Here is a 22,350-nt window from a genome sequence, read left to right on the forward strand (position 1 = left end):
CAGATGACGAACGACGGTGCGGTGACGGGTGATGCCGCTGTGACGCCGGACGCCGGGTCCGTGGACGCGGTGGTGCTGGTCGGGGGGAAGGGGACCCGGCTGCGGCCGCTGACCCTGTCGGCGCCGAAGCCGATGCTGCCGACGGCGGGGCTGCCGTTCCTGACCCACCTGCTGGCCAGGATCAAGGCGGCGGGCATCACCCACGTGGTGCTCGGCACCTCGTTCAAGGCGGAGGTCTTCGAGGAGCACTTCGGGGACGGGTCCGATCTTGGACTCGAGATCGAATACGTCACCGAGACCGAGCCGCTCGGCACCGGCGGCGGCATCCGCAACGTGCTGCCGAGGCTGCGTGCCGACAACGTCGTCGTCTTCAACGGCGACGTGCTGGGCGGGATGGACCTGCGGGACGTGCTCGATGCGCACCGCACCAACGAGGCCGATGTCACCCTGCACCTGGTGCGGGTGTCCGATCCGCGCGCGTTCGGCTGCGTCACCACCGACGCCGACGACCGCGTGACGCACTTCCTGGAGAAGACGCAGGACCCGCCGACCGACCAGATCAACGCCGGCTGCTACGTCTTCAAGCGCGAGATCATCGAGAAGATCCCGTCGGGCCGGCCGGTCTCGGTCGAGCGTGAGGTGTTCCCGAACCTGCTCGCCGACGGTCGCCGGGTGTTCGGATTCGTCGACAACTCGTACTGGCGGGACATGGGCACCCCCGAGGACTTCGTCCGCGGGTCCGCCGATCTGGTGCGGGGCATCGCCCCCTCGCCCGCGCTGGACGGACAGCGCGGCGAATCGCTCGTGCACCCCGGTGCCGGTGTCGCGCCCGGCGCGGTGCTGATCGGCGGCACCGTGGTCGGTCGCGGCGCCGAGGTCGGTGCCGGGGCCCGGTTGGACGGTGCGGTGCTGTTCGAGGGTGCGGTCGTCGAGGCCGGTGCGACCGTCGAGCGGTCCATCATCGGATTCGGTGCCCGGATCGGGCCGCGGGCGCTGGTGCGGGACGCGGTGATCGGTGACGGCGCCGACGTCGGCGCCCGCTGCGAGCTGCTGCGCGGGGCGCGGGTGTGGCCGGGGGTGACCCTGCCCGACGGCGGGGTGCGGTTCTCCACCGACGTCTGACGACGAGTGTTGCGGGATGCAACCCGGTCGCGTGTGACCGCCCACACGCTGGCAGGATGGCATCGCGTGACTGCGTCCGCACCCGTCTTCCATCGATACGTCGCCCTCGGTGACTCCTTCACCGAGGGGCTCGGTGACCCGGCTCCCGCACGCCCCAACGCGCTGCGGGGCTGGGCGGACCGGGTCGCCGAGCAGCTCGCCGCCCGCACCGACGACTTCGGGTACGCGAACTTGGCGATCCGGGGCAAGCTGCTCGGCCAGGTGCTCGACGATCAGCTGGACGCCGCCCTCGCGATGTCACCGGACCTGGTGACGGTGTACGCGGGCGGCAACGACATGATGCGCCCGTCCGTCGACATCGACGCGCTCGTCGCCCGCTACGACGACGCCGTCGGCAAGCTCACCGCGGCGGGCGCGACCGTGGCGATCTGGACCGCCTACGACGCGGGCTGGGACGCGGTGTTCCGGATGTTCCGCGGGCGCACCGCGATCTACAACGAACTGGTCCGTGGGGTCGCCGACCGGCACGGCGCGACGCTGATCGACTTCTGGCGGTTCGACGGCTATGACGACGACCGGATGTGGGACTGGGACCGGCTGCACATGTCCACCGCCGGGCATCAGCGGATGGCCGTCGAGGTGCTCGATGCGCTCGGGGTGCCGCACGAGCTGACGCCGCCCGACCTCGGCCCGGCGCCGGTCCGGTCCAGGGCGGAACAGAAGAAGATCGACTCGACCTGGCGGCGCGAGTTCCTGATGCCGTGGATCGGGCGCAGGCTGACCGGGAGGTCGTCGGGCGACCACGTCACCGCCCGCAGGCCCGTCCTCGCGCCGATCGCCGTCACCGACTGACGCCCCGCCGCCGCGCGCGCGGGCGGTGAACGCCCGTGTGCACACAGATGCCCGCATCGCCGTGCACGTGTGCGGTGAATGCCCGTGTGCACAGGGGTGGTGTGGTGTGCGCGGGGGTGTTCGGCGTGTAGTGGGGGTGTTGGTGCGGGATCGGGTGTGTGTACAGGGGTGTTGTTGGCGGGGTGCGGCCGGCCGTCGCGGGCCGGTCTAGGGTCGACGAGTGCAGCAGAACCCACAGCAGGACCGCTTCGACCCGATCCGGGATCCGCGTCCGGGCGACACGCCGTGGCCGCAGATGACCTGGCCGATCCCCGCCGGAACGACGCTGACCGGGCGCGTCGTCGAACTGACGCCGACGGATCCGACGGCGGACGCGGCCGAACTGTTCCGCGCGCTCGACCACGACGCCGTGTGGGCGCACGTCCCCGGCCGACCGCGCGATCCCGCGCACTTCGCGGAGATCCTGGCCGCTCGCTGCGCGCTGCCGGACTGGCAGCCGTGGACGGTCCGTGCCCGCGGGCCGCTCGGTGACCTTCCCGCCGGCGCGGCGGTCGGCGTCACCTCCTACCTCGATGTGAGTGCACACGACGCCCGAGTCGAGATCGGGTTCACCCTGTACACACCCGCGGTCTGGGCGGGCGCGGTCAACCCCGAGACGAAGCTGCTGCTGCTCGGGTACGCCTTCGACACGTTGGGGGCGGGACGGGCCCAGCTCAAGACCGACACCCGCAATCACCGCTCGCAGCAGGCGATCGCGCGCCTGGGCGCCACCTATGAGGGCACGCTGCGCCGCCACTTCCGTCGGGAGGACGGCACGATCCGGGACTCGGTCATGTTCGCCGTCACCGTCGACGACTGGCCGGACGTCCGCAGCGGACTCGAGTCGCGGCTCGGCGCCTGAACCGCTCAGCCGCGCAGGCGGGCCAGCGCGACGAGGTGGTCGACGGTCTCCCGCTCGGCGTCGGGAGGGAGGGCGTCGACCGGCCACCAGCGCAGGTCGTCCGACTCGTCACTGCGCACCGGCCGCGCGTCCACCGGTGCCCACACCAGGAATCGCAGGTCCAGATGACGGGTCGGCTTCCCGAGCGAGCAGGTGATCGGGTGGGTGTGCGCGGACAGCAGCGCCGGGTCGATGCGCAGGCCGTCGATCCCGGACTCCTCGGTCGCCTCGCGCAGTGCCGCGTCGACCACCGTCTCGTCCCCCGGCTCGCAGTGGCCACCGAGCTGAATCCACCTGCCCACCTTGGGATGCAGGGTTAGTAGCACCCGCGCGCCGTCCTCGGTCAGCACCAGCGACGACGCGGTGATGTGCCCCGGTTCGTGCTCGCGCAGGCAGCCCAGCGGCGCTGCGTCGAGGAACGCGAGCATCGTGTGCCGCAGCGACTCGTCGGCCGCGCTCGGGGTCTGCCATCCGGTCAGGGCGTCCCGCGCGGAGCGGTGTAGCGACGCCGCGCTCACAGTTCGACCAGCAGGTCGCCGGGGACGACCGGCTCGCGCGGGGACAGCGGTTCGGCAGGGTGCCCGATAGCAACCGAGCCGAGCGGGGCCCAGTCCGGCGCCAACCCGAGTTCGGCTCGCACCACGCCGGGCGCGAAGATCGTGGACCCGATCCAGCAACTCCCGACCCCCCGGGTGGCCAACGCGACCAGCAGTCCCTGCACCGCGGCACCGGCGGCGACCGTGAACATCGTCTGCTCGGCCGCGGTGCGCGCCGGGTCCGGGTAGCTGTGCGCGCCGTCCGGAACGCAGAACGGGATCACCAGTTCCGGGGCGTCGAACAGGATGGTGCCGCGGTCGAGTCGCCGGGCAATCGACTGCTCGCTCCACCCGTCGGCGGTGAGGTCTGCCCGCCACTTCTCGCGCATCGCCGTCAGCAGGCGCGTGCGTACCTCCGGGGTGCGGATCCAGACGAACCGCACCGGACGGGTGTGGTGCGGCGCAGGCGCCGTCAGGGCCTCGGAAATCGAGTCCCGGATCAAGTGGGGGGCAACGGGTTCCGGTCCGAAGGCGCGGATCGACCGCCGCAGCAGCAGCGCCTCCCCGCGGCCCCGGTCGATCGCCTCGTCGGCGCCGAGCCAGAACAGGTCCTCCTCGCCGCGCCGGATCAGATCCACTGCCCGCGACCCGTCGTCGGGCAGGGCAATGCCGCGCACGATGGCGACCGGCATGCTGCCGGTCTTACCCTTCACCAGATCGCCCGCCGCGGCGAGCTCGTCGGCGACGGCCACCGAGGTGACCATCAACTCGTTGCCCTGGGCGTCGACGGATCCCGCGTAGCCGTGCAGGACCGGGACCCCGGCCGACCCGATCGCGGCATCGGTCTGCCCGTTCCGCCAGGCGCGGCCCATCGTGTCGGTGATCACGACCGCGACCTGCACCCCCAGCAGGTCCGCGATCCGCTCCCGCAGTGCGCGGGCGCTCGCATCCGGATCCTCCGGCAGCAGCGCCAGTTCGGTCGGGTGCACGTTCGAGCCGTCGATCCCCGACGCCGCCTGCACGATGCCCAGCTTGTTCTCGGTGATCAGGGTGCGGCCCTTCCTGGCGAGCACCCGCACCGCCTCCTGGTCGACCAGCCGTCGGCGCAGGGCATCCCGTTCCTCGGGATCGGTGGGGGAGGCGACGATGCGACCCTCCACCTTCGAGACGATCTTGCTGGTGACGACGAGAACGTCGCCGTCCGTCAGCCACGGCGCCGCCGCCGCGATGGCGGCTGCGAGATCGTCCCCGGGCCGGAACTCCGGCAGGCCGGGGATCGGCAGGATCTCGATCCCGCCGACCGCGCCGTGATCGTCCACACCGGTCCCGGCGCCGGGACCGGTGGAGAAGCCTGCGCTCACAGGTCGATCCCGGCCAGGTGCAGCGCGGCGCGGGCCATCGCGGCGGTGGCGTCCGGGTCGGTCATCAGCAGCGGCACGGCGCGGACCTCCACCCCGGGTACGTCGGCGGTATCGGTGTCGTGGATCAGCCAGCCGTCCAGGATCCCGGTCGCTGAGCGCGCACCGTAGTGCCTGCCGACGGCCTCCGCCGACGTCTCGACCCCGATCACCTCGAGGCATTCGTCGGCCATGCCGCGCAACGGCTTTCCGTCGACAACCGGGGACAGCCCAATCACCTTCGCGCGTCCGGTCCGCAGGGCACCCCGCATGCCGGGCACCGCGAGGATCGCGCCGATGCTGACCACCGGATTGGATGGCGCAAGCAGGACCACGTCGGCGTCCTCGATGGCCTCCAGCACGCCGGGGGCCGGCGTCGCGGTCTCCGCGCCGACATGCGCGAAGCCGTGGGTCGGGACCTGGGCGCGATGCCGGACCCACCATTCCTGGAAGTGGATGGCGCGCTGCTCGTTGTCGGCGGGATCGGTGATCACGACGTGGGTTTCGCTGCGGTCGTCGGTTACCGGAAGCAGACGGACCCCGGGCTGCCAGCGGTTGCACAGTGCCTCGGTGACCGCGGACAGCGGATATCCGGTGCGCAGCATCTGGGAACGAATCAGATGGGTCGCGGTGTCCCGGTCTCCGAGCCCGAACCAGTCCGGCTTCGCGCCGTATGCGGCGAGTTCCTCCTTCACGTTCCAGGTCTCCCCGGCGTGGCCCCATCCGCGTTCGGGATCGATGCCGCCGCCGAGGGTGTACATGCAGGTGTCGAGATCGGGGCAGATCCGAAGCCCGTGCATCCACACGTCGTCGCCGACGTTGACCACCGCGGTGATCTCGTGGGCGTCGCTGCCCGTGTCCGACTGCGCGAGCAGGCCGCGCACCCCCATGAGGAAGCGGGCGCCGCCGACGCCGCCGACCAAAACTGTGACCTTCACGAGAGAGAAGCCTAGGCGTCCGAATCGGCGGGCAGGCGGGCACACCCCGCGCCGGTCCGCGCGGGTCCGGCGCATGCCGGTCGATGGCGCGACGGGAGATCGTTCGACACGCTCTTGACAGGCAGGAATGCGCGTTGTGTCACGAATTGGGAACAGAGGTGCTAGCAAACCTTTCCTCGGCTTGACCGGACCGGAGGGTCCGTGTCTAATCACGTGTATGTCATTTCGCGGTAACCACTTGAGAACGATTGTGGTTAATCCGATTTCGAACATGCGTTCTCGCAGCTCGGGGCGTATGCGCGCGGGGCGGAACGACATTGTCGGGGAGGACAATTCAACAGCCCAGAAAATTCTGGGCTATCACAGGTGAGGAGGCGGAACGGATGGCCAACCAGCACGGAGGATCGATTACTCGATTGAGCGCGCTTGGCGACGAACCGCAGACCGATTCCATGGCAGACGTAATGGGGGACGTCCGCGAAAACGAGGGTGAGCGGCTTGCCGACCGCCCGATATTGAGCCTGATCACCGGCGGCGTCGACGAGATGTTCGACGACATGGAGGATCAGTGGCAGGACCGCGCGCTGTGCGCGCAAACCGATCCCGAGGCGTTCTTCCCGGAGAAGGGTGGATCGACCCGGGAGGCGAAGCGCATCTGCCTCGGTTGCGAGGTTCGCGACGAGTGCCTCGAGTACGCACTCTCGAACGACGAACGCTTCGGAATCTGGGGCGGACTCTCGGAGAGGGAGCGCCGCCGCCTCAAGCGAGGCATCGTCGTCTAACGCGCCGAAATCTCGAAGAGGTTCGGCGCGTATGCTTTTCGGCGGATCATCGCATCGTCAATCGTCATTCCGTCCGAGAGGTCCCCGCCCGTGTGACCGCCGACCGCGGTGAGGTCGGCGTTCGCCGCGGAGCGTCAATCGTCCTGGTCGTCGGCCAGGTCGGGATCGATCACCTCGGGTTCCACGCCGAGGTACGTCGCGACCTGCCGCACCAGCACCTCGTTCAGTAGATCGACCAGGTCGTCGGGCCGCTTCGCCCGCAGCTCCAACGGTCGACGGAACAGCACCAGCCGTGCCCGGGTGGCGTTGCCGTGCCGGTCGACGCCCGCAGGCACCAGTCGGGACAGCGGCACGGGGCCCTCGGCGACGACCTCGGGCGGCCAGGTCACCGAATCCGGGTCCAGCGCACGGATTTTCGGCACCTCGTCGACGGCGATGTCGAGTTTGGTGATGCGGTCCCGCCACCGTGCGTCGATGGGCGCGAACGCCTCGAGGACCAGCGTGTCGAAGTGTTCCGCCCGACTCTGCCACGCGGGCACGCTCGGCGGCAGAACCGGGCCGCGGATGCCGCGACCCCGTCGAGCCGCGGAACGGGACGTTAGTGGTCGGGCTCTGTGCATGACCGTCAATGTTACCGGCGTCGAGCCGTCACCGGTGTGTCCGAGTAGGCGCCGTGGCGGCGGGGCGCTACCCTCTCATTCGTGAGAGGACTGCGTCGATGCTGCCGGCCCGGGTGCAAGAACCCCGCCGTTGCGACCCTGACGTACGTCTATTCCGATTCGACCGCGGTGGTCGGCCCGCTCGCCACGGTCGACGAACCGCATTCCTGGGACCTGTGCGAGGCGCACGCATCCCGGATCACCGCGCCGAAGGGTTGGGAGCTCGTTCGCCACGAGGGCGGATTCTCCAGTTCCACACCCGACGAGGATGACCTGACGGCGCTCGCCGAGGCGGTGCGCGAGGCCGGACGCGGCGAGACGCCAAGTGCGGATCGGTCGGCCCCTGCCGCAACGGTGGCCCGGACCGGCCGCCGTGGTCACCTGCGGGTATTGCCCGATCCGGGCAACTGATCGCCGCACGCCGACCGGATTCCCGTCACCTCTCGTCAATGACGGTGGGGCGGAAGCGGCAACGGGGGCACTAGGGTGAGCGGGGTACGGCGTCGGCACCGATCCGCGCGACCACGTACCGGATGACCGAACACCGTGCGACACGCGGTGGCTGAACGAGGAGAACTTGCAGTGGCACGAACCGCCGAATCCGTCCATGCCCTCATCAAGGCATACGACGTCCGCGGTGTCGTCGGGGAGCAACTCGACAGCGACTTCGTGCGGGACGTGGCAGGCGCGTTCGCCCGGCTGATGCGGGAGGACCCGACCCAGCAGGCGACCCGGATCGTGGTCGGGCACGACATGCGTGCCTCGTCACCGACGCTGGCCGCGGTGTTCGCGGACGGCGTGACCGCGCAGGGACTCGACGTGGTGCTGATCGGCCTGGCGTCCACCGACGAGTTGTATTTCGCGTCCGGACTGCTCGACTGCCCCGGCGCGATGTTCACCGCCAGCCACAACCCGGCCCAGTACAACGGGATCAAGCTGTGCCGCGCAGGCGCCAAGCCCGTCGGTCAGGACACCGGGCTCGCGGCCATCGCCGCCGAGGTGATCTCCGGGGTGCCCGCGCACGACGGTGCCGCGGGCGCCGTCACCGAGCAGGATGTCCTCGGCGACTACGCGGCCTTCCTGAACGGTCTCGTCGACCTGTCCCGGATCCGGCACCTCACGGTCGCCGCGGACGCCGGGAACGGCATGGGCGGCCACACGGTGCCCGCCGTGCTCGGGTCGCTGCCGCTGACGATCGAGCCGCTGTACTTCGAACTCGACGGCACCTTCCCGAACCACGAGGCGAACCCGCTCGACCCGAAGAACCTCGTCGACCTGCAGGCGCACGTGCTCGCGACCGGCGCCGACATCGGCCTGGCCTTCGACGGCGACGCGGACCGCTGTTTCGTCGTCGACGAGAAGGGGCAGCCGGTGTCCCCGTCGGCGGTGACCGCCCTCGTCGCGCAGCGGGAGCTGGCGAAGGAACCGGGCGCGACCGTCATCCACAACCTGATCACCTCGCGGGTGGTCCCGGAGTTGGTCGCCGAGCTCGGTGGCGTCCCGGTGCGTACCCGGGTCGGGCACTCCTTCATCAAGCAGCAGATGGCGGAGACCGGTGCGGTGTTCGGCGGCGAGCATTCCGCGCACTACTACTTCCGCGAGTTCTGGGGCGCCGACTCCGGACTGCTCGCCGCCCTGCACGTGCTCGCGGCGCTGGGGGAGCAGGACCGCCCGCTGTCCGAGCTGATGTCGGTCTACCACCGGTACGAGGCGTCCGGGGAGATCAACTCCACCGTCGCCGATGCAGCCGAGCGCACCGCAGCGGTCCTCGAGGCCTTTGCCGCGCGCACCGTGTCCGTCGACCGACTCGACGGGGTGACCGTCGACCTGGGTGACGGTGCCTGGTTCAACCTGCGTGCCTCGAACACCGAGCCGCTGCTCCGCCTCAATGTCGAGGCCCGCACCCGCGCCGAGGTCGACGCGCTCGTCGCGGAGGTGCTCGCGGTGGTGCGCGCCTGAGCGGCGTCGTGTCCAGAGACTGCGCGGTCACGGGGACGTCCCGGCGGCCCCGGCGGTGCGAGAATGGTCGAACCGGGGTGTGTACGTCGGCGCATGTCCGATCCAACGGGCCGCGTCCGACGTGCGGTTGCGAGAAAGGAAGGTTGCCATGACGGCTCCGTCACCTCTTCTCGATCTCGATGACGCCGCGAGCGTCGCTGCCGCCGACACCGAGGGCGCGATGCGCGCCGCGGCGCTGGGGGGAGCCCAGGTCAGGTCCGTTGCCGAGGCCGTCGCCGAGGGCATGGTCGACCGCCTCCGTGAGCTGCGTCCGCGCAGCGTGGTGATCGTGACGTCGGGGGGACGGGCGGCGCGGGCGGCGTCGGTCCTCGGTGCCGCCATCGGCCCGCGATACGGGCTGCCCGTGCTGTCGACGTCCGCGGTGCCGCCGTGGGTCGGTCCGCTGGACGTGGTGGTCGTCGCCGGCGACGATGCCGGTGATCCGGGGTTGGTCGACGCCGCGGACTCCGCGCTGCGCCGCGGCGCCGAGCTGGTCGTGGTGGCCCGCGACGAGGGTCCGCTCGGCGCGGCCGCGACACGGGGATCCCTGCTGGCGCCGCGGGTCCCGGTGCCGGACCGGCAGGGGTTCCTCCGGTACCTCGCCGCCGGGCTCGCGGTGCTCGGGACGCTCGACGCGGGCCGCGGCGCTCGGATTCCGGACCTGGTTGGCCTCGCCGACCGGCTCGACGCCGAGGCCGCCCGCAATCATCCCTCGGCGGAGGTATTCCACAACCCGGCGAAGTCGCTCGCCGTTCGCATGCAGGGCCACCGGGTGCTGGTCGCCGGTGACGGCCCGGCTACCGCCGCGTTCGCCGGCCACACCGCGGACATGCTGTTGCGCACGGCCGGGGTGACCGCGGCTGCCGCGGATCTCGCCGACGCGCTGGCGTCGGCCGTCGTGCTGTCCGGGGCGCATGCCGCCCCGCCCGGATACGATCCGCTCTTCCACGACGAAGAGTTGGACGGACCGCTGCCGGTCACCCCGGCACGGGTGTTCGTCCTCGCGACAGCGCAGTCGCGGAACGTGACCATGCGGCGCATCGTGGCGCTGCCCGACGCGGAGCTGCTGTCGACAGCGGACGGCGTCGACGAACTCGGAACAGGTGGTCGTGAGATGACGGGGCGGACCCCGGGGGGCCCCGATCAGGGGGACCGTACCGAAGCGGAGCAGCTGGCGGTGCTCGCCGTCCGGTTCGAGATGGCGGCGGTGTACCTGCGGCTGATCGGTGGGCGATAAGTGCATCCGCTGCAGGGCGCGCTCCGCACCTACGCCTGGGGGTCGCGGACCGCGATCGCCGAACTGTGCGGCCGTCAGGTCCCGTCCAACCATCCCGAGGCCGAGCTGTGGCTCGGTGCCCACCCCGCGAATCCATCCCGCCTTGCCGTCGGTGACGCGACGGTGTCGCTGCTGGACACGATCGCCGACGACCCCGTCGGGCAACTCGGCCCCCGCGCCAGGGCCGGGTTCGGGGACCGGCTGCCGTTCCTGCTGAAGCTGCTCGCGGCGGAGGAAGCGCTGTCCCTGCAGGCCCATCCGAGCGCCGAGCAGGCGAAGGAGGGGTTCGGACGCGAGGAGGCGGCGGGGATACCCCTGGATGCGCCGATCCGGAACTACCGCGACGACAGCCACAAGCCCGAGCTGGTGGTTGCCCTGACCCGGTTCGAGGCGCTTGCCGGGTTCCGCGATCCACACCGCACCGTCGACCTGCTCCGGGCGTTGCGGGTGCCCGCCCTCGACAACTACGTGGCCATGCTTGCGGGGCAACCGGATTCGTCGGGCCTGCGGGCGCTGTTCACCACCTGGATCACCCTGCCCGCACCCGCGCTGGCGTCCCTGCTGCCGCAGATCCTGGAGGGCTGTGTGCGCTACCTGTCCGACCCGGGCGGGGACCGGCGGTGGACCAGGGAGGTGCAGACGGTGCTCGGCCTCGGCGAGTCCTATCCCGGCGACGCCGGTGTGCTTGCGTCGATGCTGCTCAACCGGATCACCCTCGAGCCCGGCGAGGGCTTGTACCTGGCGGCGGGCAACCTGCATGCCTACCTGCACGGGCTCGGGGTCGAGGTGATGGCCAACTCCGACAATGTCCTGCGCGGAGGGCTCACCCCGAAGCACGTCGACGTGCCGGAACTGCTCCGGGTGCTGGACTTCGAGCCGCTGACCGGCCCGATCCGCACCGCGTCCGCGGCGACACCGACAGACCCGGTCCTGGTGTACGACACTCCCGCGCCCGAGTTCGCCCTTGCTCGAATCGAATTGACCGCGGACGCGCCGGGAGTCGAACTGCGGCAGGGTGGCCCCCGGATCTTGCTGTGCACGTCCGGATCCGTCACGCTGCACTGTGGCGGCGAGCGACTCGACCTGGCCCGCGGCGAGTCGGCCTGGATCGCGGCATCGGACCCGGCGGTGACGGTGCGGTCGGCCGCGGCGGGGGAGTCGGCGCAGGTGTTCAGTGCCACCGTCGGCTGAGCCTGCCGCGACGGCGGGCCGACCCGGCAGCCGCGGCGATGCCGAATCGACGCGGTACGCGGCGTGGAAATTCGCGGCACCGGCCCGTCGGCGCAATAGGCTCGACCCGGTACCCCTGTCGAGGAGGCAGCGATGACGATGCACGAGGGGCCGGGCGCGAACGCCGGCCGATCCGGGATCTTCCGGACGAAGTCGGTCGAGCAGTCGATCGCCGACACGGACGAACCGGACAGCAAACTCCGGAAGGACCTCACCGCCTGGGACCTGACGGTCTTCGGTGTCGCCGTCGTCGTCGGTGCGGGCATCTTCACCCTCACCGCACGGACCGCGGGCAACGTGGCTGGGCCGTCGGTGTCACTGGCGTTCGTGATCGCCGCGATCACCTGTGGCCTCGCCGCCCTCTGCTACGCGGAGTTCGCGTCGACGGTGCCGGTCGCGGGTAGCGCCTACACGTTCTCGTATGCGACGTTCGGCGAGTTCGTCGCGTGGATCATCGGCTGGGACCTGATCCTTGAGTTCGCGCTCGCCGCGTCGGTGGTCGCGAAGGGGTGGTCGCTCTACCTCGCGGATGTGATTGGCGTCGAGTCGACCGTCGTGCAACTCGGCGGGCTGAAGTTCGACTGGGGCGCGGTCCTGCTGATCGCCGGGCTGACCGTGTTGCTGGCGACCGGAACGAAGCTGTCGTCCCGGGTATCGGCCGCGATCACCGCGATCAAGGTCGGCGTCGTGCTGCTGGTCATCATCGTCGGCGCCTTCTTCATCACCGGATCGAACTACTCGCCGTACATTCCGCCGTCGCAGCCCGGTGACACCGGTGAGGGCATCCACCAGTCCCTGTTCTCCTTCCTGACCGGGGCGGGCGGCAGCACCTTCGGGTGGTACGGGCTGCTCGCCGCCGCGTCGCTGGTGTTCTTCGCGTTCATCGGATTCGACGTGGTCGCGACGACCGCCGAGGAGACGAAGAACCCGCAGAAGGCGTTGCCGCGCGGCATCCTCGGGTCGCTGGCGATCGTCACCGTGCTGTACGTGGCAGTGACCCTCGTCCTGACCGGGATGGTCCCGTACACCGCGCTGGCAGGTGAGGGATCGACGCTGGCGACGGCGTTCGAGGCCCACGGCATCACCTGGGCCCAGTGGGTGATCAACCTCGGGGCCCTCGCCGGTCTCACCACCGTGGTGATGGTGATGCTGCTCGGTCAGACCCGGGTCGCGTTCGCGATGTCGCGGGACGGGCTGCTGCCGCGGACCCTGTCGCACACCGGCAAGCGCGGCACGCCGGTCCGGATCACGGTGATCGTCGGCATCGTGTCCGGTGTGCTTGCCGCCTTCTTCCCGATGGGCACCCTTGAGGAGATGGTGAACATCGGCACGCTGTTCGCCTTCGTGCTGGTCTGCATCGGCGTGATCATCCTGCGCCGGACGCGACCCGACCTGCCGCGCGGATTCCGGGTGCCGCTGGTGCCGCTGATCCCGATCGTGGCGGTCCTCGCGTGCCTGTGGCTGATGCTGAACCTGTCGGTGGAGACGTGGATCCGGTTCGTGGTCTGGATGGCGATCGGCGTCGTCGTGTACTTCGCGTACGGGCACCGGCATTCCCTGCTCGGCAAGCGGCAGCGCCCCGAACCGGGCCTGGAGTCGCGGGCACTTGACCGGCTCGGTGGTCCCGACGAACCGCGACACCGCGGCAAGTAGCGCCGCGACACCAACGGCCCCCCGGCTCACTGCCGGGGGGCCGTTGTCGTCCGGCGCCCACAGCAAGGTTTACATATAGGCCGAAATGTATATACATGTGACAACTCTAGGCGTACTGTCCAATCGTAAGTGGTGTGGATCACATCTGGTCGGTGGGTGGGAGGCAAGGGTGAGGACGTACAGCGCAACCGCGGACGGGCGGACCACCGTGCAGTGGCGGGACGGCAAGAGGCGCCTGTGGTTGCTCGGGCTGATCCCGCCGACGGCGATCTTCCTGGCGGCAGGACTGGTCTGGGGGCTCAACGAGCTCGGCGCGACCGCGGTCTCGCCGGTGTTGTGGTGGATCGGCCCGATCCTCGTCTACGCGCTGCTCCCGATCCTGGACATCTTCTTCGGACCGGATGGGCAGAACCCGCCGGAGGAGGTGATGGAGCAGCTCGAGAACGACCGCTACTACCGGTACTGCACGTACGCCTACATCCCGTTCCAGCTCGCGAGCCTCGGGTTCGCCTGCTACCTCTGGACCGCCGACAACCTCGCGTGGCTCGGCGTCGACGGTGGCCTGAGCCTGGTCTCGAAGATCGGGTTGGCGTTGAGCGTCGGCGTGATGGGTGGCATCGGCATCAACACCGCGCACGAACTGGGGCACAAGAAGGATGACATGGAGCGGTGGCTGTCGAAGATCACCCTCGCCCAGACCTGCTACGGGCACTTCTACATCGAGCACAACCGCGGCCACCACGTCCGGGTGTCCACCCCGGAGGACCCGGCAAGCGCGCGGTTCGGCGAGAGCTTCTGGGCCTTCCTTCCGCGCAGCGTGTTGGGCAGTCTGCGATCCTCCTTGGCGTTGGAGGAGGCGCGCCTGCGGCGACTCGACAAGGGTCCGTGGACCATTCGCAACGACGTGCTCAACGCCTGGCTGATGTCGGTTGCGCTCTGGGCCGCGCTGGTCGCCGCCTTCGGCTGGGGGGTGCTGCCATTCCTGGTGATTCAGGCGGTGTACGGGTTCTCGCTGCTCGAGACCGTCAACTACCTCGAGCACTACGGGCTGCTCCGCCAGAAGACTGCGAGCGGTCGCTACGAGCGCTGCACACCGGAGCACAGCTGGAACTCCGACCACATCTGCACCAACATCTTCCTGTACCACCTGCAGCGGCACAGCGACCACCACGCCAACCCGACGCGGCGCTATCAGACCCTGCGCAGCATGGACGGGGCGCCGAACCTGCCCAGCGGCTACGCCAGCATGATCTCGCTCGCGTACTTTCCGCCGGTCTGGCGTCGGGTCATGGACCACCGCGTCCTCGCCCACTACGAGGGTGACATCACCCGAGTCAACATCGCGCCGGGCAAGCGTGAGCGCATCTACGCGAAGCACGGGGTTGCATGATGGCCGCGTATCGATGCCCGGTGTGCGCGTACGTCTATGACGAGACGAGAGGAGCTCCGCGCGAAGGCTTCCCGGCCGGCACGGAGTGGGGGGCGGTGCCGGACGATTGGTGCTGCCCGGATTGTGGGGTCCGCGAGAAGGTCGACTTCGAGGAGATTGCGTCATGAGGCTCTACCGCTGTGCCCAGTGTGGATTCGAGTACGACGAGGAACTCGGATGGCCCGACGACGGGATCGCTCCCGGTACCCGCTGGGACGCCATCCCCGACGACTGGAGCTGCCCCGACTGCGGCGCGGCCAAGGCGGACTTCGACATGGTCGAGGTCGCGCGACCGTGAACGCAGCGGTGAACGTCGACCCGGACTCGACATCACCGCCGGAGCGTGGTCCCGATCACGGTGGGGCGAGTCGTCGTTGACGGCCCGGCCGGCAGGTGCCACCCTCGCGGACATGCCGCCCTCGACCCGAATCCCGTATCCGCAGGCCGCCCGCGCGCTGCTGCGAGATTCGGTGCTCGACGCGATGCGGGACCTGCTGACCGAGAAGGATTGGTCCGAGGTCACCATGTCGCAGGTCGCGGCCGAGGCTGGCGTGAGCAGGCAGACCGTGTACAACGAGTTTCAGTCCCGTCCCGGGCTGGCGCAGGCCTACGCGCTGCGCCTGGTCGACCGGTTCGTCGAGGTCGTGGACGCCGCGATGTACCGGCATCCTGGCTCGGTCCGGACCGCCCTCGTCGACGGATTCACCGGCTTCTTCACCCTCAGCGCCGCGGACCCGCTAGTGAAGTCGTTGCTCGCCGGAATAGCCAAGCCCGACCTGCTGCGCCTGATCACCACGGACAGCGCCCCGATCCTGGAGCGCGGTGCCGCACAGCTGTCGGAGACGTTTCGGCGCAGTTGGATACAGGCCGGACCGGTGGAGGCCGGGATTCTCGGCCGGGGGATCGTCCGGCTCGCGCTGAGCTACATCTCGATGCCGCCCGCCGCGCACGCCGATGTCGCCGAGGACCTGGCCGCGCTGATCGGTCCGTTCGGGGAGGAGATCACCGGGACCGGCGATTAGCCGGTGTTTCGTCGGGCTCGCCTCCCGGTAGCCTCTACCGCAGCTATTGCCAACCAGGAGAGGCAGATGACGACCTCAGTGTCTGAGAACAAGTGTGTCGCGGAGACCCGCAACGGGATCGACTTCAAGGTGGCGGACCTTTCGCTCGCCGAGTTCGGCCGCAAGGAGATCCGCCTCGCCGAGCACGAGATGCCCGGCCTCATGGCGCTGCGCCGCGAGTACGCCGAAGTGCAGCCGCTCAAGGGCGCGCGGATCTCCGGCTCCCTGCACATGACCATCCAGACCGCGGTGCTGATCGAGACCCTCACCGCGCTCGGTGCGGAGGTGCGCTGGGCGTCGTGCAACATCTTCTCCACTCAGGACCACGCCGCCGCCGCGATCGTCGTCGGCCCGCACGGCACCCCCGAGGAGCCCAAGGGCACCCCGGTCTTCGCGTGGAAGGGCGAGACCCTCGAGGAGTACTGGTGGGCGGCCGAGCAGATGCTCACCTGGCCCGACCAGCCGGCGAACATGATCCTCGACGACGGCGGCGACGCCACCATGCTCGTGCTCAAGGGTGCGCAGTTCGAGAAGGCCGGCGTCGTCCCGCCGACCGACGACGCGAACGACTCCGACGAGTACAAGGTGTTCCTCGCGCTGCTGCGCACGTCCCTCGAGGCCGACAAGTCCAAGTGGACGACCGTCGCGGAGTCCGTGCAGGGTGTCACCGAGGAGACCACCACCGGCGTGCTGCGCCTCTACCAGGTCGCCGCGGCCGGTGAGCTCGTGTTCCCGGCGATCAACGTCAACGACTCGGTCACCAAGAGCAAGTTCGACAACAAGTACGGCACCCGGCACTCGCTGCTCGACGGCATCAACCGCGGCACTGACGTGCTGATCGGCGGCAAGGCCGCCCTCGTCTGCGGTTACGGCGACGTCGGCAAGGGCTGCGCCGAGGCGCTGCGCGGCCAGGGCGCCCGCGTCACGGTCACCGAGATCGACCCGATCAACGCGCTGCAGGCCATGATGGACGGCTACGACGTCAAGACCGTCGAGGAGTTCATCGGCCAGGCCGACATCGTCATCACCTCGACCGGCAACAAGGACATCATCTCCTTCGAGCACATGAAGCAGATGAAGCACCAGGCCATCCTCGGCAACATCGGTCACTTCGACAACGAGATCGAGATGGCGACGCTGGAGCGTTCGCCGGAGGTCACCCGGGTCAACATCAAGCCGCAGGTCGACGAGTTCACCTTCGCCGACGGGCACAGCATCATCGTGCTGTCCGAGGGTCGCCTGCTGAACCTGGGCAACGCCACCGGCCACCCGTCGTTCGTGATGTCGAACTCGTTCGCGAACCAGGTCATCGCGCAGATCGAGCTGTGGACCAAGCCCGACGAGTACGACAACGAGGTGTACCGCCTGCCCAAGCACCTCGACGAGAAGGTCGCGCGGATCCACGTCGAGGCACTCGGCGGTTCGATCACCAAGCTGACCAAGGATCAGGCCGAGTACATCGGCGTTGACGTCGAGGGCCCGTACAAGCCCGAGCACTACCGCTACTAGCGGCTCCGCCGCCTGTGAGTCCTTTTGGCCCCGTCCGGGGCCAAAAGGACTCACAGGCGCGGCAGCGCCTAGGCTGGGCGACCGTGGGAATCCTCATCGCACTCGAGGGGCTCGACGGCGCTGGCAAGCGCACGCTGTCGAACGCGCTGGTTGACGCCTGGCGCGGCGCCGGACTGAGCGTCGCAACGCTGGCCTTTCCGCGGTACGGGGTGTCCGTGCATGCGGACCTCGGCGCCGAGGCGCTGCACGGCGGGCACGGGGACACCGCCGAAAGCATCAGCGCGATGGCGCTGCTGTGGGCGCTCGACCGCCGCGACGCGGCAGCCGACCTGCGCGAGATGATCGCCACCCACGACATCGTCCTGCTCGACCGCTACGTCGCGTCCAACGCCGCCTACACCGCCGCGCGGCGGCACCAGAGCGCGCAGGGCCCCGACGTCTCCTGGATCGAGGACCTCGAGTTCGGCCGGTTCGGGCTGCCGCGGCCCGCACTGCAGATCCTGTTGAAGGTTCCGGTGGAGTTGGCCGCCAGCCGGGCGCGCAGCCGCGCGGGCATCGAAGCGGACCGGCAACGCGACGCCTACGAGCGCGATTCAGGCCTGCAGGCCAGGACCGGCGAGGTCTACGACGGGCTTGCGGTGCGGCAGTGGATCTCGCCGTGGACGGTGGTCGGACCGGACGTCGACCCGGCACAACTCGCCGCCGATGTCACCAATCAACGTCGGGCGCGCCTCGGAGTGACACGATAGAGACATGAAGCCACGCATTCTGGTTGTCGACGACGACACGGCACTCGCCGAGATGCTCACCATCGTGCTGCGCGGGGAGGGATTCGAGCCCTTCGTGGTGGGTGACGGCACCCAGGCGCTGTCCGCGGTCCGGGAGATCCGCCCCGACCTGGTGTTGCTCGACCTGATGCTGCCCGGCATGAACGGGATCGACGTCTGCCGGGTGCTGCGCGCCGACTCCGGGGTGCCGATCGTGATGCTCACCGCGAAGACCGACACCGTCGACGTGGTGCTGGGCCTCGAGTCCGGGGCGGACGACTACGTGATGAAGCCGTTCAAGCCGAAGGAACTCGTGGCGCGGGTGCGGGCCCGGCTGCGGCGCACCGAGGAGGAGCCTGCGGAACTGCTGTCGATCGCCGACATCGACATCGACGTTCCCGCCCACAAGGTCACCAGGGACGGGGAGTTGATCTCCCTGACCCCGCTCGAGTTCGACCTGCTGGTGGCCCTCGCCCGTAAGCCGCGGCAGGTGTTCACCAGGGAGGTCCTGCTCGAGCAGATGTGGGGCTACCGGCATGCCGCCGACACCCGGCTGGTCAACGTGCACGTGCAGCGGCTGCGTGCGAAGGTCGAGCGCGATCCCGAGAATCCGCAGGTCGTTCTCACCGTCAGGGGGGTCGGCTACAAGGCCGGACCGCCGTGATCCGTAGCACCCGGATGCGGCGTCGGATCAACGGCACGTTCACGCCGCTGCTCCGACGGTTCCGCAACACGAGCGTCGCGCTGGCGCACTTGTGGCGGCGGTCGCTGCAGCTGCGGGTGGTCGTGTCGACGTTGACGTTGTCGTTGGTCGTCATCACCATCCTCGGCGTTGTCCTGACGAGCCAGATCACCGACCGCCTGGTCGAGGCGAAGCTGTCGGCGGCCACCGAGGAGATGGACCGGGCGCGGGGCACCGTGCAGAGCTACCTCGCTGGCACCGACGAGACCGCCTCGATCAGCACCCGCCTCGAGGGGGCGCGGTCGTCGCTGACCGCCCGCAGCTCGGACTCCGGTCCGGCGTCCGGTGCGGCTGGCACCTTCGACCCGGTGCTGATCGCCCGCGGCGACCCGGCGGCGGAGCCGTCGGCGGGGCCGGTCGATCAGATTCCGCACAGTCTGCGCGAGTTCGTCCTCAACGGTCAGGTCAGCTACCAGTTCTCGACGGTCAGCGATCCCGACGGCTACACGGGGCCCGCGTTGATCGTCGGCAGCCCGGTGATCGCCGACGTCCCCGACCTCGAGCTGTACCTGGTGTTCCCCCTCGCGGGTGAGGACCGCAGCCTGTCACTGATGCGCAGCACCCTGCTGATCGGCGGCGCGGTGCTGCTGGTGCTGCTTGCCGCGATCTCGCTGATCGTGGCACGTCAGGTGGTGCTGCCGATCCGGTCCGCGTCGCGGATCGCCGAGCGGTTCGCGGAGGGCAAGCTGCGGGAACGGATGCCCGTGCGCGGTGAGGACGACATGGCCCGGCTGGCGATGTCGTTCAACGACATGGCCGAATCCCTGTCCAAGCAGATCACGCAGCTCGAGGAGTTCGGCAACCTACAGAAGCGGTTCACCTCCGACGTCAGCCACGAGCTGCGCACTCCGCTGACGACGGTCCGGATGGCCGCCGACCTGATCCACGACGGCAGCGCCGACCTCGACCCCGCGTTGCGGAGATCGTCGGAGCTGCTGGTCGCCGAGCTTGACCGGTTCGAATCGCTGCTGGGTGACCTGCTGGAGATCAGCCGCCACGACGCCGGGGTCGCCGAGCTCGCCGCCGAGAAGCTGGACCTGCGGATGAGCGCCCGCGCCGCGGTGTCGACGATCCGGCACCTGGCCAGGGAGACCGGGACCGAACTGATCCTCGACCTGCCCGAGGAACCGGTCGACGCGACGGTCGACCCGCGTCGGGTCGAGCGGATCCTGCGTAACCTGCTGGCGAACGCGATCGACCACGGCGAGGGCAGGCCGGTGCTGCTGCGGCTGCGCGCCGACGCGGACGCGGCGGCGTTCATCGTGCGCGACCAGGGCATCGGGTTGCAGCCGGGGGAGGAGAAGCTGGTGTTCAACCGGTTCTGGCGGTCGGACCCGTCCCGGGTCCGCCGTTCCGGCGGCACCGGACTCGGGTTGGCGATCAGCGTCGAGGACGCCCGGCTGCACGACGGCAGGCTCGACGCGTGGGGTGCGCCCGGCGTCGGCGCGTGCTTCCGGCTGACGTTGCCGCTGGTCCGCGGGCACAAGGTGACCAGCAGCCCGCTCCCGTTGCGCCCGCCGACCATCAAGCGGGTGCAGGGCCGCGACCCCGACGGGGACACTGAGACCAGCGACACGGAGTCGGGGGAGTCCGAGCCGCTCGACCCCGACGAGACGGCCAGCCTGCCGATGCTCCGGGAGCGACGGACATGAGGCGGCGGCGGTGGGCTGGCTGCGCGGCGGCGGTGGTTGCCGCCGTCCTGCTCGGCGGCTGCGCCAGCCTGCCCGACTCGTCCACCCCGCAGGCGATCGGCACGATCGCGCAGGAGCCGGCGAACCCGGTGGTGCCCGCGCCCGCTCCGGGACGGGAACCGAACCTGCTGCTGCGGGACTTCCTCGCGGCCAGCACCGACCCGACCGACCGGCACGCCGCGGCCCGCAAGTTCCTGACCACCTCGGCGGCCGCGACCTGGGACGACAGCGTCGAGACGACGATCGTCGACAAGGTGGACGTGCTGCCCGAGTCGCAGCGATCCGACGACCAGGCCGGATACACGATCCGGGCGAACCGGGTCGGGCAGCTCGGACAGGGCGGCGTGTACCAGGCGGTCGAGGGAACCTACGAGGCGACGGTCCGGTTGGTTCGGGAGAACGGAGAGTGGCGGATCGATCAGCTGCCGCCGGGTGTCATCCTGGACCGGCCCCAGTTCCTCAAGACCTACCAGCGCAAGGCGCTGTACTTCCTCGACCCGACCGGGTCGACCACGGTCCCCGACCTGCGGTGGATCTCGACGAACCCGCAGGACCTGGCCGACACGCTGATCCGGATGCTGATCGCGGGCCCGAAGCCGTCGCTGCAGGGCGCGGTGTCGAACCAGCTCGCCGACGTGCGGCTGGCGGATCCGATCACCAAGGCGGACGGCCGCAGCGCCGGGGTCGGTATCGGCTTTGGTGGGCTGCGGATCCAGTTCGAGGGCACCGGACCGCTGGACGTGGTGAGCCGGGACCGCCTCGCCGCGCAGGTCGTCTGGACGCTCGCCAACGCCGAGATCCCCGGCCCGTACGTGCTGATCGGCGACGGCAAACCGCTCGACGAGCGGCTCCCCAACGGCTGGACGACGGCGGACGTGTCGTCGACGAACCCGGCGGCGTCGGGGGCGGCCGCGGTCGGCCTGTACGCGCTGCGGGACGGCGCCCTCGTCCGGGTCACCGACGAGGGTATCGATCCGGAGCCCGGCTACTTCGGGTCGGGATCGGACCTGCGGTCGGCCGCGCTGTCCCGGGACGGCAGATCCGCGGCCGCGGTGGCGGCGCCAGCCACCCGGCCCGGCACCGAGTCGGTGTCGCCGCCCGAGGCGGTGTCGACGCTGATGGTCGGGCCGGTGGACGGGCAGGCGTCCCGGGTCGCCGAGGGTGGCACGCTGACCCGGCCGACCTGGGCGCTCGGGGACACCGCGGTGTGGACGGTCGTCGACGGCGCGCGGGTGCTGCGGACGGCGCCGGGACCGGCGGGTGAGTGGACCGTGGAGCAGGTGGACACCGCCGACATCGCCTCGCTCGGCACCACGATCACCGAGTTCCGGCTGTCCAGGGACGGCACCCGCGCCGCGGCGATCATCGACGGCAAGGTCTATGCCGTGACCGTGATCCCCCGACCGGAGGGCGGCTACCGGTTGACCGGCGCGCAACCGATCGCGGTCGGTCTCGGCAGCCCCGCCGTCACCCTCGACTGGTCGACCGGCGACGCGATCGTGGTGGTGCGCGCTGCCTCGGACATCCCGGTCGTCAGCGTCTCCGTCGACGGGTCCCGGATGGACGCGCTGCCGAGCCGCAACCTCACCCCGCCGGTGACCGCGGTCGAGGCAACCCCGTCCATGACGTACGTCGCGGACGCGCTCGCGGTTTTCCAGCTCAACAGCACGGACCCGGCGGGGGACCGCTATTGGCGTGAGGTCCCCGGCCTGACCGGGGTCAGGGCCGTCCCGGTGCTGGCGGGCTGACCCGCCCGACTCCTCGTCGC

Annotated in this window: 22 protein-coding genes; 18 read left to right on the forward strand and 4 right to left on the reverse strand. The window is 70.2% G+C overall.

The window, feature by feature from the left end:
- Positions 1-3: 3 nt before the first annotated feature.
- The 3 genes from ACFWPA_RS12025 (at position 4) to ACFWPA_RS12035 (ending at position 2,875) form a co-directional block, all read left to right on the forward strand.
- A complete protein-coding gene (locus ACFWPA_RS12025; protein ID WP_378506918.1) occupies positions 4-1,122 on the forward strand; it encodes a sugar phosphate nucleotidyltransferase in 1,119 nt (372 codons plus the stop codon).
- A 66-nt stretch (positions 1,123-1,188) separates the two neighbouring features.
- Positions 1,189-1,974, forward strand: coding sequence for an SGNH/GDSL hydrolase family protein (locus tag ACFWPA_RS12030; protein WP_378506919.1), 786 nt, complete (start codon positions 1,189-1,191; stop codon positions 1,972-1,974).
- Between the two features lie 220 nt (positions 1,975-2,194).
- Positions 2,195-2,875, forward strand: coding sequence for a GNAT family N-acetyltransferase (locus tag ACFWPA_RS12035; RefSeq protein WP_378506920.1), 681 nt, complete (start codon positions 2,195-2,197; stop codon positions 2,873-2,875).
- A gap of 5 nt (positions 2,876-2,880) precedes the next feature.
- Here ACFWPA_RS12035 and ACFWPA_RS12040 read toward each other — a convergent pair whose 3' ends face one another.
- The 3 genes from ACFWPA_RS12040 to cofD are packed head-to-tail and all read right to left on the reverse strand — an operon-like array spanning position 2,881 to position 5,785.
- Positions 2,881-3,432, reverse strand: coding sequence for an NUDIX hydrolase (locus ACFWPA_RS12040; RefSeq protein WP_378506921.1), 552 nt, complete (start codon positions 3,430-3,432; stop codon positions 2,881-2,883).
- Positions 3,429-4,811: a coenzyme F420-0:L-glutamate ligase gene (locus ACFWPA_RS12045; protein WP_378506922.1), complete on the reverse strand. Its 1,383-nt coding sequence runs from the start codon at positions 4,809-4,811 to the stop codon at positions 3,429-3,431. The genes ACFWPA_RS12040 and ACFWPA_RS12045 overlap by 4 nt, the downstream gene beginning before the upstream one ends.
- Positions 4,808-5,785 (reverse strand): 2-phospho-L-lactate transferase, encoded by a 978-nt coding sequence (gene cofD, locus ACFWPA_RS12050; RefSeq protein WP_378506923.1) that lies wholly within the window; start codon positions 5,783-5,785, stop codon positions 4,808-4,810. The genes ACFWPA_RS12045 and cofD overlap by 4 nt, the downstream gene beginning before the upstream one ends.
- 545 nt (positions 5,786-6,330) lie before the next feature.
- Here cofD and ACFWPA_RS12055 point away from each other — a divergent pair.
- A complete protein-coding gene (locus tag ACFWPA_RS12055) occupies positions 6,331-6,567 on the forward strand; it encodes a WhiB family transcriptional regulator (RefSeq protein ID WP_378507045.1) in 237 nt (78 codons plus the stop codon).
- A 134-nt stretch (positions 6,568-6,701) separates the two neighbouring features.
- Here the strand turns inward: ACFWPA_RS12055 and ACFWPA_RS12060 are convergent, their stop codons facing one another.
- Positions 6,702-7,187 (reverse strand): metallopeptidase family protein, encoded by a 486-nt coding sequence (locus tag ACFWPA_RS12060; protein ID WP_378506924.1) that lies wholly within the window; start codon positions 7,185-7,187, stop codon positions 6,702-6,704.
- Between the two features lie 81 nt (positions 7,188-7,268).
- Here ACFWPA_RS12060 and ACFWPA_RS12065 point away from each other — a divergent pair, with 81 nt between their 5' ends.
- From ACFWPA_RS12065 to lpqB, 14 genes are all read left to right on the forward strand, one after another.
- Positions 7,269-7,637 carry a DUF3499 domain-containing protein gene (locus ACFWPA_RS12065; protein ID WP_378506925.1) on the forward strand — a complete coding sequence of 123 codons (369 nt, stop codon included), beginning with the start codon at positions 7,269-7,271 and terminating at the stop codon, positions 7,635-7,637.
- A 171-nt stretch (positions 7,638-7,808) separates the two neighbouring features.
- The gene (locus ACFWPA_RS12070; RefSeq protein ID WP_378570284.1) at positions 7,809-9,185 is read left to right on the forward strand and encodes a phosphomannomutase/phosphoglucomutase; all 1,377 of its coding nucleotides are present in this window, start codon (positions 7,809-7,811) and stop codon (positions 9,183-9,185) included.
- Positions 9,186-9,333: 148 nt separating this feature from the next.
- On the forward strand, positions 9,334-10,461 hold the full coding sequence (locus ACFWPA_RS12075; protein WP_378506927.1) for a tobH protein: 1,128 nt from the start codon (positions 9,334-9,336) through the stop codon (positions 10,459-10,461).
- Complete coding sequence (gene manA, locus ACFWPA_RS12080; protein WP_378506928.1) at positions 10,462-11,691, forward strand: mannose-6-phosphate isomerase, class I; 1,230 nt, start codon at positions 10,462-10,464, stop codon at positions 11,689-11,691. It abuts the gene before it with no gap.
- A 132-nt stretch (positions 11,692-11,823) separates the two neighbouring features.
- Complete coding sequence (locus tag ACFWPA_RS12085; RefSeq protein ID WP_378506929.1) at positions 11,824-13,383, forward strand: amino acid permease; 1,560 nt, start codon at positions 11,824-11,826, stop codon at positions 13,381-13,383.
- A gap of 169 nt (positions 13,384-13,552) precedes the next feature.
- The gene (locus ACFWPA_RS12090) at positions 13,553-14,773 is read left to right on the forward strand and encodes an alkane 1-monooxygenase (protein ID WP_378506930.1); all 1,221 of its coding nucleotides are present in this window, start codon (positions 13,553-13,555) and stop codon (positions 14,771-14,773) included.
- Positions 14,773-14,940, forward strand: a complete 168-nt coding sequence (locus tag ACFWPA_RS12095; protein WP_378570337.1) for a rubredoxin — start codon at positions 14,773-14,775, stop codon at positions 14,938-14,940. Before ACFWPA_RS12090 ends, ACFWPA_RS12095 begins: the two co-directional genes overlap by 1 nt.
- Complete coding sequence (locus ACFWPA_RS12100; RefSeq protein WP_378506931.1) at positions 14,937-15,110, forward strand: rubredoxin; 174 nt, start codon at positions 14,937-14,939, stop codon at positions 15,108-15,110. Before ACFWPA_RS12095 ends, ACFWPA_RS12100 begins: the two co-directional genes overlap by 4 nt.
- Before the next feature lie 112 nt (positions 15,111-15,222).
- Entirely contained in the window at positions 15,223-15,834 is a 612-nt protein-coding gene (locus tag ACFWPA_RS12105; protein WP_378570286.1) for a TetR family transcriptional regulator, read from the forward strand.
- A gap of 66 nt (positions 15,835-15,900) precedes the next feature.
- Complete coding sequence (gene ahcY / locus ACFWPA_RS12110; RefSeq protein WP_378506933.1) at positions 15,901-17,382, forward strand: adenosylhomocysteinase; 1,482 nt, start codon at positions 15,901-15,903, stop codon at positions 17,380-17,382.
- 83 nt (positions 17,383-17,465) lie between these two features.
- Entirely contained in the window at positions 17,466-18,131 is a 666-nt protein-coding gene (locus ACFWPA_RS12115) for a dTMP kinase (protein ID WP_378506934.1), read from the forward strand.
- Between the two features lie 4 nt (positions 18,132-18,135).
- Entirely contained in the window at positions 18,136-18,813 is a 678-nt protein-coding gene (gene mtrA, locus ACFWPA_RS12120; protein WP_378570288.1) for an MtrAB system response regulator MtrA, read from the forward strand.
- 14 nt (positions 18,814-18,827) lie between these two features.
- On the forward strand, positions 18,828-20,543 hold the full coding sequence (gene mtrB, locus ACFWPA_RS12125) for an MtrAB system histidine kinase MtrB (protein ID WP_378570339.1): 1,716 nt from the start codon (positions 18,828-18,830) through the stop codon (positions 20,541-20,543).
- On the forward strand, positions 20,540-22,330 hold the full coding sequence (gene lpqB, locus ACFWPA_RS12130) for an MtrAB system accessory lipoprotein LpqB (protein ID WP_378506936.1): 1,791 nt from the start codon (positions 20,540-20,542) through the stop codon (positions 22,328-22,330). Before mtrB ends, lpqB begins: the two co-directional genes overlap by 4 nt.
- Positions 22,331-22,350: the final 20 nt, after the last annotated feature.

Origin of the sequence: Rhodococcus sp. NPDC058505 (genome assembly GCF_042720095.1) — a bacterium.
Classification (GTDB): Bacteria; Actinomycetota; Actinomycetes; order Mycobacteriales; family Mycobacteriaceae; genus Rhodococcus_G.

What these genes read in the sequence shown, in the direction of transcription:
- ACFWPA_RS12025 (WP_378506918.1), top strand. Translation starts at nt 4, where the DNA reads ATGACGAACGACGGTGCGGTGACGGGTGATGCCGCTGTGACGCCGGAC.
- ACFWPA_RS12055 (WP_378507045.1), top strand. Translation starts at nt 6,331, where the DNA reads ATGTTCGACGACATGGAGGATCAGTGGCAGGACCGCGCGCTGTGCGCG.
- ACFWPA_RS12060 (WP_378506924.1), bottom strand. Translation starts at nt 7,187, where the DNA reads ATGCACAGAGCCCGACCACTAACGTCCCGTTCCGCGGCTCGACGGGGT.
- ACFWPA_RS12075 (WP_378506927.1), top strand. Translation starts at nt 9,334, where the DNA reads ATGACGGCTCCGTCACCTCTTCTCGATCTCGATGACGCCGCGAGCGTC.
- ACFWPA_RS12085 (WP_378506929.1), top strand. Translation starts at nt 11,824, where the DNA reads ATGACGATGCACGAGGGGCCGGGCGCGAACGCCGGCCGATCCGGGATC.
- ACFWPA_RS12095 (WP_378570337.1), top strand. Translation starts at nt 14,773, where the DNA reads ATGGCCGCGTATCGATGCCCGGTGTGCGCGTACGTCTATGACGAGACG.
- ACFWPA_RS12100 (WP_378506931.1), top strand. Translation starts at nt 14,937, where the DNA reads ATGAGGCTCTACCGCTGTGCCCAGTGTGGATTCGAGTACGACGAGGAA.
- ACFWPA_RS12105 (WP_378570286.1), top strand. Translation starts at nt 15,223, where the DNA reads ATGCCGCCCTCGACCCGAATCCCGTATCCGCAGGCCGCCCGCGCGCTG.
- ahcY (WP_378506933.1), top strand. Translation starts at nt 15,901, where the DNA reads ATGACGACCTCAGTGTCTGAGAACAAGTGTGTCGCGGAGACCCGCAAC.
- mtrA (WP_378570288.1), top strand. Translation starts at nt 18,136, where the DNA reads ATGAAGCCACGCATTCTGGTTGTCGACGACGACACGGCACTCGCCGAG.
- mtrB (WP_378570339.1), top strand. Translation starts at nt 18,828, where the DNA reads ATGCGGCGTCGGATCAACGGCACGTTCACGCCGCTGCTCCGACGGTTC.
- lpqB (WP_378506936.1), top strand. Translation starts at nt 20,540, where the DNA reads ATGAGGCGGCGGCGGTGGGCTGGCTGCGCGGCGGCGGTGGTTGCCGCC.